General features: G+C 56.8%; 10 protein-coding genes. 8 read left to right on the top strand and 2 right to left on the bottom strand.

The window, feature by feature from the left end; translation table 11 throughout:
* Positions 1–108 (top strand): IS3 family transposase (locus tag AC13DJ_RS04675; protein WP_482932797.1); only part of this gene is annotated, 108 nt, incomplete at its 5' end.
* Positions 109–224: 116 nt separating this feature from the next.
* Here the strand turns inward: AC13DJ_RS04675 and AC13DJ_RS04680 are convergent.
* Both AC13DJ_RS04680 and AC13DJ_RS04685 read right to left on the bottom strand, forming a co-directional pair.
* The gene (locus tag AC13DJ_RS04680) at positions 225–857 is read right to left on the bottom strand and encodes an HPP family protein (RefSeq protein ID WP_482936972.1); all 633 of its coding nucleotides are present in this window, start codon (positions 855–857) and stop codon (positions 225–227) included.
* Between the two features lie 340 nt (positions 858–1197).
* The gene (locus AC13DJ_RS04685; RefSeq protein WP_482932788.1) at positions 1198–2715 is read right to left on the bottom strand and encodes a putative bifunctional diguanylate cyclase/phosphodiesterase; all 1518 of its coding nucleotides are present in this window, start codon (positions 2713–2715) and stop codon (positions 1198–1200) included.
* 139 nt (positions 2716–2854) lie between these two features.
* Here AC13DJ_RS04685 and AC13DJ_RS04690 point away from each other — a divergent pair, with 139 nt between their 5' ends.
* The 7 genes from AC13DJ_RS04690 to AC13DJ_RS04720 all read left to right on the top strand — a co-directional run bounded on the left by AC13DJ_RS04690 (position 2855) and on the right by AC13DJ_RS04720 (position 11485).
* Entirely contained in the window at positions 2855–3139 is a 285-nt protein-coding gene (locus AC13DJ_RS04690) for an ROK family protein (protein WP_289101106.1), read from the top strand.
* Positions 3140–3229: 90 nt separating this feature from the next.
* Positions 3230–3577, top strand: coding sequence for a hypothetical protein (locus AC13DJ_RS04695; RefSeq protein WP_022988797.1), 348 nt, complete (start codon positions 3230–3232; stop codon positions 3575–3577).
* Between the two features lie 128 nt (positions 3578–3705).
* Positions 3706–6837, top strand: a complete 3132-nt coding sequence (locus AC13DJ_RS04700) for a DEAD/DEAH box helicase (protein WP_482932787.1) — start codon at positions 3706–3708, stop codon at positions 6835–6837.
* Complete coding sequence (locus AC13DJ_RS04705) at positions 6834–8516, top strand: class I SAM-dependent methyltransferase (RefSeq protein ID WP_286816319.1); 1683 nt, start codon at positions 6834–6836, stop codon at positions 8514–8516. The genes AC13DJ_RS04700 and AC13DJ_RS04705 overlap by 4 nt, the downstream gene beginning before the upstream one ends.
* Positions 8517–8603: 87 nt before the next feature.
* Positions 8604–8798, top strand: a complete 195-nt coding sequence (locus tag AC13DJ_RS04710; protein ID WP_022988799.1) for a hypothetical protein — start codon at positions 8604–8606, stop codon at positions 8796–8798.
* 298 nt (positions 8799–9096) lie between these two features.
* A complete protein-coding gene (locus AC13DJ_RS04715) occupies positions 9097–9555 on the top strand; it encodes a fibronectin type III domain-containing protein (protein ID WP_286816318.1) in 459 nt (152 codons plus the stop codon).
* 73 nt (positions 9556–9628) lie between these two features.
* Entirely contained in the window at positions 9629–11485 is a 1857-nt protein-coding gene (locus AC13DJ_RS04720; protein WP_482932786.1) for a bifunctional diguanylate cyclase/phosphodiesterase, read from the top strand.
* Positions 11486–11769: the final 284 nt, after the last annotated feature.

Here is an 11769-nt window from a genome sequence, read left to right on the forward strand (position 1 = left end):
CACGGTATTGAGCAGTACATTGACTACTATAACCACCACCGGATCCGGCTGACACTCAATGGCCTGACTCCGGTGGAGTACAGAGAGCAGGCTGCCGCTGCAGCCTGATTAAACTGTCCAAGTTTTAGGGGTCACTTCATAGGCACCAAGTTCAATGTAAGACTAGGGGTCTGTCCCTACGTGGACTGACCCCTCTAGGCACCAAGTTCAAGGTGGGGGGGAGGTCAAACCCCAGCAACCTTAGACCCCTCCGTAGCCGGCGCCACCCCGCCCCCAGCCCAAACCGGGTACGGAATCCCCGCCAGGCGGTTCATCACAAAGGCATGGGCCAGCAGCAGGGCAACCCCGGCCATCAGGATGGGCAGCTGGGCCGGGTTGGGCATCAGGCCCAGGGAGACGATCAGGGCGGTGGCGCCGGCGGGAGGATGGGCTACGCGGAATACCACCATCAGGCAGCTGGTGAGGCCCAGCGACAACGCTGCCGCTCCCACCCGGGACAGGTCAACGCCAGTTGCGAAGGCGGAAGGCTGGCCCTGCAGGCCGAAAATGTACAGGCACAGTAACCCCATCAACGCGCCAATCAGGTGCCCGCACAGGGTATTGCGGGGCGACGCCGGCTGGGCCATCGGTACGTAGAACAGGATAAACGCCGTAGCGCCCAGCGATGGAAAGATGAACGCCTCCTGCGTAACCAGCGCCACAAACGACACCAACGCAATGCTGAAGCTACCATTCACCAGGTTGAACACCGCCATCACCGTGGTGCGGCTGTAACGGCTGGCTAACCGCTCCAGGTGCAATGCATGAATCAGCCCTTTGGCCAACTGCCAGCGAAGTTGTTCGTTGCGACGTCCCATAACGCGGTAAAGTGCCTCCACACGGTGCCATAAAAAGGGCGCGATACTAGGCACTGACGGATATCAAGGCAAACAAGGATTTTCGATAATGGTTAAGGGGCTGTTCAATAACCGCTCAAGCCTGGACTTGGTGCCTTTCGGGGGTCACTTCAGACTAGGGGGCTGTCCCTACGAGGACAGACCCCTCTACGTACCAAGTTGAGTCAGACTAGAACCAGGCTTGGTGCCTAGAGGGGTCAGTCCACGTAGGGACAGACCCCTAATCAGTCCACGTAGGGACAGACCCCTAATCAGTCCACGTAGGGACAGACCCCTAATCAGTCCACGTAGGGACAGACCCCTAGTCCGCCTGAGCCCAGCTAACCAGCGCCTCCAAAGCCATAGGCCGAGCAAAGTAAAACCCCTGAAAACGGTGGCAGCCCCAGGCTCTTAGGATATCGAACTGCGCCTCGTCTTCCACGCCTTCGGCAACCACGGTCAGGCCCATTTCGCGGGCCATGGTGATTACGCCTTTGCACACGGCGGCATCCTTGTGGTTGGTGACCACGTTTTCCACGAACGACTTGTCGATTTTGATGCTGCTGGCGGGCAGGTCTTTCAGGTAGCTGAAGCTGGAAAAGCCGGTGCCAAAATCATCAATCGCCGTGGAAATGCCCAGCTCCTGCAGGGAATTCACCAAACTAATAGCGCGGCAGCGGTCTTTCATCAGCACGCCTTCGGTCAAATCCAGCTCCAGCAGATCAGCCGGCAGGCCGGTTTCGGCCAGGATCTTCTTCAGCGTGTCCAGAAACCCCGGGCGGTGGAACTGCAGCGGCGACAGGTTTACGCCCATACGCCCGGGCAGCAGCCCCATTTCCTTCAGCTGAACGGCATCCTTACAGGCCTGGGTGAAAATCCACTTGCCCAGCGGCACAATCTGGCCGGTTTCCTCTGCCAACGGCAGAAAACGCTCCGGCGCAATCAGCCCGCGGGTAGGGTGCTGCCACCGCACCAGCGCTTCCACACCGAAAAACTTGCCGTTCTGATCTACCTGAGGCTGGTAATGCAGGAACAACTGGCCGCTGCGAATGGCCTCTTGCAGATCCTGGCGCAGGGTAACCCGGCGTGAAAGCTTGGCGTCCAGCTCTGCCGAATACACCTGAAACGTATCCCGGCCCTGGCGCTTGGCCTTGTACATCGCCATGTCTGCCTGGCGAATCAGCTTCTCTGGCGACGTTTCGCTGTCATCCAGCAGGCTGATCCCGATACTGGCAGACAAGTACAGCTCATGGCCGCCCACCTGCTGGGGCCGGGCAATTTTCTGCAGAATGCGTTCTGCCACCTCTTCTGCCTGCCGTGCCGATTCCAGGTCTGGCAGCAGCACTACAAACTCGTCGCCACCGAACCGGGCCAGGGTATCGGTAGGGCGAATGCACGCCTCCAGAGCCCGCGCCACCGCCATCAGCAGGCGGTCGCCTACCTTGTGGCCCAGGGTATCGTTAATCGGCTTGAACTCATCCAGGTCTATAAACAGCACCGCCATCAGCCGGTTGTTCTGGCGGGCCAAGGTAAAATCCTGCTGCAACTTCTCTTCAAACATCGTGCGGTTGGCCAGGCCTGTCAGCGCATCGTGTGAAGCCTGGTACGCCAGCTTCTTCAGCAACAACGCCCGGCCAGACGAACGAAACAGCCAGGCAGACATAACCATGCCGCCCACCACCAACGTGAGCGACCCGGCCCAGGAAAAACGCAACGGCTCCGGTACCGGCAGCTGCGGAAAGGCAGACGCCAGCAAACCGGCGAAACCGGCCAGCAAAGTGCAGGCCAGCAGCAAAAATGGCCAGGCCTGCAACCGCAGTGCGTGAGAAACTTGTGGCATAGACGGAGCGCCGCCTCAGAGTGGAAGAAAAAGCCGGCGCATATTGTTAGGCCAGTTTGTTTTTTGCACAACGTTAGTTGTGGAAATAAAGCGTCAAACACGTAAATTCTTGCAAAATCCACTAATAAAAGGGACTCCCATGCAAAACTGGCTAACAGGCATAGACCTGGGCGGCACTAAAACCGAAGTGATCCTGCTGGATAACCAATCCAACGAACACTTCCGCAAACGTGTGCCCACCCCCGCCGGCGACTACCAGGCCACCCTGCACACCATCCACGCTCTGGTACAACAAGCCGAAGCCCACGCCGGCACCACCGGCATACCGGTAGGCGTAGGCATACCCGGCAGCGTTTCCCGCAAAACCGGCCGCATCAAAAACGCCAACTCAACCTGGCCCGGGGCCTGGCTGGCCAATACCTGAACCCACTCACAAAAAAAACCACCGCACGACGCTACCTGTCGCCCCCCGTGACTACACTGGAACAAAGGCAACGCCAGAGGAGGGCGCACCATGCGAGCGAATACCGTGGCGAAACACCTGATGATCGCCCTGGCCATAGCACTGCTTGTGCTGGCATCCGGCTGGCTGCCCGCACAGGAAAACTGCACCTACCGCAAAGACGCCCTGGGCAATATGCGCTACCAGTGCGACAGCGGCGAACAGGGCACACTCCGAAAAGACGCATTCGGCCACTGGAACGACAACCGCACCGGCAACCGCTACCGCAAAGACAGCCTTGGGAACTATCGGTCTTCTGACGGTGAAGAGGTTTGGCGCAAGGATTCGCTGGGGAACTGGCGGGACCGGGAAGGGCGGCGGTGCAGGGAGGATGCGTTGGGGAATCTGGTGTGTGAGTAGGGAAAGTGGTTCGTAAACAAATGCAAAATTCAGCCGAGCCGGATGGAAAGTCTTAAGATTTCCTTGGAAACCGGGACGTTGAACGCTACGGTTCTTGCCAGATGTGCCATCAACATGGAACGTAGGTAATGCAACAAACCGGAATCTACGAACAGCTAATCACCAAGCTCATCGAAAGCCGCCTGGATAGAGACAGGTTCTACGTTGGTGAACGCCAGCTCAACAGCGCCGAAGCCTCGGTGTGGCTGTCACGATTCCTGTCCAACATTCTGGAATTCGCCATTGAAGCCGTGCCGTCGGGAGACGACCGGCTGCAGGAGCAAATTGAACTCTCCAACCAGCTCCTGATGTGGCTCAAGAGCCAGATTTCCGACGAAGGCTTTCTGGAAGAGAATCTGCTCGATAGCCAAGGTAAAATCCTCACGGCGCTCTACGAGTTGGAAAACCCGGTTGCTGCCAACCTCAAACAGTACGTTGAAGATATCTTCCCTCTTACGGGCTTAACCCAAAGTGAGCTGTTCTCAGGCAGCAATGCTGGCTTGTCGCTGGAGTCGGAACTCAAGCGCGAAATTCTGTCAGCAGACAAAATATACTGGCTGGTGTCATTCATCAAATGGGCTGGCATCCGCATTTTCCGGAAAGAGCTGGAAGCCTTCACCGCCAGTGGGCGAGAGCTGAAAATTATCACCACCTCCTACATGGGGGCAACGGATGCAAAAGCCGTTGAGTACCTGGCGAGCCTGCCAAACACGGAAGTGAAACTGAGCTACAACACAGAGCGTGAAAGGCTGCACGCCAAAAGCTATTTGTTTCTCCGGAATACAGGCTTTCACACCGGTTACATCGGCTCATCAAACCTGTCCCGATCGGCGCTGACCAACGGCCTTGAGTGGAACCTGAAAATCACCTCTCAGGAAATCCCCCACATCATCAACAAGTCTTTGAGCACTTTTGAAACCTATTGGGCTTCGGAAGACTTTGAGCGGTTCGATGGTCAGGCTGAGAGTACCGAAAAGCTCAATCGAGCCTTGAAGCAGCAAAAAGGCTTGGATGCTCCCGGCGTCTCCCACTATTTCGAACTAACGCCGTTCCCCCACCAGAAGGACATTCTTGAGCAGCTGTCCGTGGAAAGGGACGTTCATCAGCGTTTCCGTAACCTTGTTGTGGCCGCCACCGGTACTGGCAAGACGCTGATTTCGGCTTTTGATTTCCAGCGGTTCCTGAAAGCAAAGCCAAGCGCCCATTTTCTGTTTGTGGCGCACCGGGAAGAAATTCTGCGCCAAGCCCGCGAAGCTTATCGTGGCGTTCTGCGAAACAATGCATTCGGTGAACTCTGGGTGGGTGGCCAGCTGCCGGAACACTACCGCCAGTTGTTCGTATCGATTCAGACCCTGAATAACCAGCTGGACCAGCTGAAACTGACCGAAGACTATTACGACTACATCGTAATTGATGAAGTGCACCACATTGCCGCCTCCAGTTACCGGGCGGTACTGGAGCACTTCTCGCCTGAGATACTTCTGGGCCTGACCGCGACGCCAGAGCGGCACGACGGTGGCGATATTCTCAGTGATTTTGGCGGCGTGATTGCCGCCGAACTCCGGCTGCCGGAGGCCATCAACCGACGCCACCTTTGCCCTTTCCAATACTTCGGCATAGATGACGATACCGACCTGCGCACCATTCCCTGGAATCGTGGCCGTTACGATGTGGTTCAGCTCACCAACCTCTACACCCACAACCAGAGCCGGGTAGATAAGATCCTGCGCAGCCTGCGGGAAATCGTCACCGATATAACCAGCATGAAAGCTCTCGCTTTCTGTGTGAGCCGTGAACACGCGACCTTCATGGTGGAGCAGCTCTTATTACACGGCATCAAGGCCGATGTGCTCACCAGCGACAACAGCCACGAACGCCAACAAAAGCAGCAAGCCATTCGCTCCGGGCAAATCAACGTGCTTTGTGTGGTCGACATCTTCAACGAAGGCGTTGATATTCCGGAAGTGGACACCTTGCTGTTCCTGCGCCCAACCGAGAGTCTGACCATCTTCCTGCAGCAACTCGGCCGTGGACTGCGTTTGGCAGACGACAAAGACTGCTGCACGGTTATGGATTTCGTGGGCAATTCCCGGCCTGAGTATGATTTCGCCAATAAATTCCGGGCACTGGTGGGTAAGTCAGAACGCTCGATTACGGAAGAACTGAAGCAGGGCTTTCCCCATGCGCCACTGGGTTGCCGAATTGAGCTCACCAAGAAAACCCAGGAAATGGTGCTGAGCAACATCCGGCAAGCCACGCTGACCATGAAGCGGCTGGTGACACTTGTTCGGCAGTTCCCACAGCACTCCACTCAGCCACTCACGCTGAAAAACTTCATAATCCATCATCCCCACAACGATCTGAACGAGCTCTACAAACGGGGCAGCTGGGCCGAACTGGTGAGCAAAGCGAAAGACGAAGACGTAGCCGATGACTCGCCGTTCAAACTCGCGAAGAAGGCCATCTATAACCGGATTTTGATTTGCGACGATCATCAGTACCTGCTGTTCCTCAAGAAGCTATGTCAGGCCGGGTTTAGCTGGGGCGACGCCAGCAATCGCCAAGCCCTGATGTGCCATTACGACTTCTGGCAGAAAGCGGGGCCGGAGCTGGAGTTTGATTCGCTGGCACAAAGTCTGGCAGAACTCAGCAAGCTGGGGCTGGAACAGGAGCTGGCGGACGTGCTTGACTGGAAACTGGCGAAAACCAAGCACGAACAGCCGGCCATGCCGGAGTTACAGGAAGTCCCGCTGCGATTGCACGCCCGCTATTCCCGAGAGCAGATTCTGGTTGGTTTTGGTGCCATGACGTTCGAGCACCAGCCGCCATCGAGGGAAGGTGTGTATGTCATTCAGGATCAGAATATCGAGCTGCTGTTTGTCACCCTGGATAAAAACGAAAAGCAGTTCTCACCAACCACCATGTACCACGACTACGCGATCAACGAGCAGCTGTTTCACTGGCAGTCGCAAAACAGCGCGCGGCCTGACCGTGGCAAAGGTAAGGACTATATTCAACACCAAGCCATCAACAAACGTTTGTTCCTGTTTGTAAGAGAGCAAGCGAAAGACGAATATGGCCGCACGATGGGGTTTGTGAATTACGGAGAGGTTAATTACGTGTCTCACACCGGCTCTCAACCCATGAGTATTACCTGGAAACTCCGAACGCCGATGCCGAACTTTATGTGGCAGCAGGCGGCTAAGCTGGCGGTGGCATGAGTTACGGTCCTTACAACAAAAACGCCCAGAAATTCTTCACCCAATACCAGTCCCTGACCTTCGAACAGGTCCACAGCGACTGGCTCCCTCAGCTGGACAATAAAACCGGTCTGGCGCTCGATGTAGGCGCCGGCAGTGGCCGCGATGCGTTGGCATTGGCAGAACGTGGCTGGGACGTTGTGGCCGTGGAGCCGGCGGCGGAACTGCGCCGGCTGGGTGAGGCGGCAACGGTCCATCGCAGTATCCAGTGGGTGGGTGACTCTCTGCCGGATCTGAGTGAGATCCGAAAACTCAGTTACCGGTTTGATCTGGTGCTGGTGTCTGCGGTTTGGATGCATCTGCCCCCTACTTACCGGGAGCGGGCGTTCCGGATTTTGACTGAGCTGCTGGCACCGTCCGGCATGTTGGTCATCACGCTGCGCCATGGGCCGGGGGATGGTGAGCGCCAGTTCTACGAAGTCTCGAAGGCCGAGCTGGACAGCTTTGCCCGCCACCGGGCGGTTATGCCTGTGCCTTTGCCGGATATGCCGCGTGCGGATCAGCTGAAACGCGAGGATGTATGGTGGGAAACCGCCGTATACCGTCTGCCGGATGATGGCACGGGAGCATTGCCCACGCTGCGGCATATCATCATCAACGACAACAAATCTTCCACTTACAAGCTGGGTTTACTGCGAACTCTGGTGCGAATGGCAGACAGCGCGCCGGGGTTGGTACTGAACCGTAGCGATGATTGGGTAGAGCTACCACTTGGGGCAGTGGGGCTGTTCTGGATCATGCTGTACCACCCGCTGGTGCTGAAGCATCATTTACGGCAGGCGCCGGGTTCCCGGGGGCTGGGCTTTGCCGGGGATGATTTTTATGAGTTGGGCAAGCTGTCCCCGCTGGATTTCAGGGTTGGTTTGTCGCTGTCGGCGGAGTTCGCACCTGTGGTGATGCGAGCGATCAAAAAGGCTGCCTCGAACATTCTAAAAAATCCCGCTCACTTCACCACCTGGCCGGGCACCAATCGCCAGGTTTTCGAGGGTGGCACCAGTCGACTGACTATTCGTAACGAGGCGGTTCGCCTGGACAAGGAAACCCTGGCCCGGTTCGGGCGTTTCCGGGTGCCGGCCATGCTCTGGGACACATTCAGCCGTTACGCCTGTTGGGTTGAGCCGGCCATTGTGAATGAATGGATCAACCTGATGGGGAGCTGGGAAGCCCGTTATTCAACGGAAACCTATCATCAGGCCCTGCAGTGGGTAGAAGGACGGCGTGATACGTCTGTGGTGCGCAGGCTGGTGGAGCAACAGCTTACTGCGGGGCCGGTGGAGTGCGTGTGGACGGCCAGAAATCTTTCCCGTACCCGCTACGATATCGACCACTGTTTTCCCTGGTCGCGCTGGAACAATAACGATCTATGGAACCTGTTGCCGGCTTCTCATACCGCCAATGCGGCGAAGTCTGAAAAACTGCCAGCGGACTCGTTGCTGAAACAGGCCCGGCCTCGGGTGATGGAGTGGTGGGAGCACGCCATCATAGGTACTGAGCGGGAGCAACAGTTCTTCTCCGAAGCGGAAGCCGCGTTGCCGTTGCTGGGGGAGAGCCGCACGGTGGGCAGTGTGTTTGAAGGGATGTTGCAGCAGCGGTTGCGGTTGAAGACCAATTTGCAGTTGGCGGAGTGGCTTGGGGTTTAACTGCCCGGGCCTTGCTTTCCCCAAAAACGTATATACAATGTAAATATCTTTCAGCCATGAGCTTCACCCTCACCAGGAGTATCCGCAGTGACTGATGGTCCCAAAAAGGTGAAACCGAAAAAGGTGAAGCCCAACAAGAAAGATAGTCAGCTGCTGATTCGTATCAGCAGTACCGAGCGCGAGCAGTTCATTGAGTTGTGTGAAGAGCTGGATACCAGCGCCGCTCGCGAAATCAGGCAGTTTATTCGTGGGTTTATCAAGAAGAACAAACCCGCAAACTAGCCGCGACAATGCCCAGGAGGCAATTATGTCCAAGAAAGCTGAGAAGAACCTGAAGAAAAAGATCAACGCCCGTAAAGCCAAGATCGAAAAGCACGAAGCCAAGATCAAGTCGCTGAAGAAGAAGCTGAAGAAAGCTTCCTGATGCGATAGCGGGCCGCCTTGTGCGGCCCGTTGCTACGCTAGCTATGTAGTTGTCCAGTTAACCTACCGTCACAAACAAACGCGTTTTTGTCACAGTCTCCCCGCCGCTAACAATTTAAAATTCTGCAAAACTTCTCCCTCTGCGGTGTTGTTTCCTATGCCCAATTTTTTGCAGAAATTCCCCCTGTACCTGATTGTTGTTCTGTTTGGTGTGCTGCTGGCCGGTTGTGGTGGCGGTGGCTCTGGTGATGAAGTGGGCGACTCCCAGGCGGGCGGCTCTTCCGTGCCATCAGGGCAGGAGTCTGCGGTGGGCAGAGAGTCGGCTTCTGAACGCAAGGCGGTGCTCAGCTGGACGGCGCCTGGCACCCGTGAAGATAATTCCAGCCTTTCTATCGGCGAGCTGGACAGCTACGTTATTCGCTATGGTCAGGACAGCGAGAACCTCTCCGAGCAGGTGGTTGTCCCCGGTGCCGCCGAGCTGAACGGCGGTGAAACTCCGTCTTACACCATCACCGGCCTTAAGCCCGGTACCTGGTATTTCACGGTGCAGGCGCAAGACCAGGCCGGTCTGCTCAGCGCGCCTTCCGAGATGGTTAGCAAAGACATTTCTTCCTGATGATAATATGCAGAAATTGTTGTTATTTCGGTTATAGTGGAACACATATGGACTCCGCCCGAACGGATTCACTATGAACTACCGACTCGCCGAGCTGGCAGACCAGCAAAAAATTCAGGACATGATTGCCCACCAGGCTCCGTTCGAGGAAATCCTGGGCGCCATTACCGACATGGTTGCACGCCAGATGCCGGAGTGCGTGGTGTCTTTCATGATGTACGCCCCCGCCGACAACACCCTTAGCCTGGTTTCAGGGCAGGGGGTGTCTGAAACCTACCGCCAGGCCATGCAGCGGGTTGTGATCGGCCCAAATGTGGCCAGTTGCGGAAAAACAGCCTTCACCCGCGAAGTTGTTATTACCCCGAATATAGAGCACGAGCCGGACTGGGCGCCCTTCGCACACCTGGCGCGGGCCGAGGGGCTCAAGTCTTGCTGGTCTGTGCCGGTGCTTACCCCGGGCAATGATCTTTTGGGCACCTTTGCGGTTTATGGCCGCTATCCTTCTGAACCGGCTAGTGATGACCTGGTGCTGATGTACCGGGCGTCTGGCCTGTTGGCGCTGGCGACCGCCCGGGAGCGCGACAGAAAAGCGCTGGAAGATCACGAGCAGCGTTATCGCACGTTGTTGTCCCAGCATGAAAACACGCTGTCTGAACTGCGCTTCCAGGAAACCCACGATCCGTTAACCCGCTTGCCCAACCGCACCAGTTTCGAGGCGTTGCTGAACGAGCATTACTGCTCTCATGGCGACCGGCTGGTGGGGTTGTTGGTGAATCTGGACGGCTTTACCACCATTAACGAAGGCCTGGGCCACACGGTGGGCGACCAACTGTTGCAGGCGGTGGCCGGGCGATTGCGGGCGGAGCTGCCGAAAGAAGCGTTTCTGGCACGCCTTGGTGGCGATGAGTTTGGAATTCTGTTTGGCACGCGCAGCGAGTACAGCGAAGAGCTGCCCCTCAAGACAGCCGATACGGTGCTTGCGTTGTTGTCCCGTCCGTTTGTGGTGGGCGAGCACACGGTGCATATCAGTGCCAGTATCGGGATTGCGTCCGGCTCCGATGGATGTGAGGGCAATTGCGCGCTGATGGCCCACGCCCATACTGCGGTGCGCGAGGCCAAGAGTCAGGGGCGCAATACCTGGGAGTGGTACGCTGGCGAGCAAGACGTTTCCATTCGCGAGCATGTGGCCATTCGCCGGGAGTTGTTGGAGGCCATTGAGGGCAACCAGTTTGTGGTGCACTACCAGCCGCTGGTAGATGCTGCCACCACCGAGATTCGCGGGGTAGAGGCGCTGGTGCGCTGGCAGCATCCGGAACGCGGCCTGGTGCCGCCGGGGCTGTTTATTCCGGTGGCGGAGGCAACCGGGCAGATTATCGACATCGGCCGGTGCGTGCTGCGCCAGGCCTGCCATGATATGAAACAGATTGTTGAGCACCTGGGCAGGCCCATTACTGTGGCCGTGAATATTTCACCGGTGCATTTTCGCCGGTCCAGTTTTTTCAGTGAAATCCAGGCGGTGCTGGAAGACACTGGCCTGGCTCCGTCTTACCTGGAGCTGGAAGTTACCGAAGGCGTGCTGATGAGCGCCGCGGAAAAGGCCCTGGAGCAGGTTCAGGCACTGCGCAACCTGGGCGTGAAGGTGGCTATAGATGATTTTGGCACCGGCTTCTCCAGTCTGAGTTACCTGCGGGACTTGCCCATCAGCAGGGTGAAGATAGACCGTATTTTTATTAATGATATCGACACCAGCCGCCACAATGCCGCCATTGTGAAAGGCGTGATCACCATGACCCACCACCTGGGCCTGGAAGTGGTTGCCGAGGGTGTGGAAACCGAAGCCCAACACGAATACCTGCGCGCCCACGGTTGCGACTTGCTGCAGGGCTTTTATTTCTCTCGCCCCGTGCCCCTGAAAGAACTCCTCCAGTAACACGCAGGCTACAAAGGGGTCGTACCCCCACCGGGGGTACGACCCCACCCATCTGGTGAGTACTTGCCCGTAACAAATTGTAGACCCGCCCCACAAACTGACCGATATCAAATTCCCGCACACCTGCTTTGCTACTGTCCAATCTAGTGTCCCTTAACAAAAATTCGCATAGATAATTCTCCGATCCTGTATAATCTCACAAGTAGAGACAGGAGAAACAACCATGGCGCGAATAGCTAGACCCCTTGAAGTGAGCGACTCTGAACGAAAGGAGCTGGAGTCAT

This window comes from Marinobacter sp. L-46, assembly GCF_056859535.1.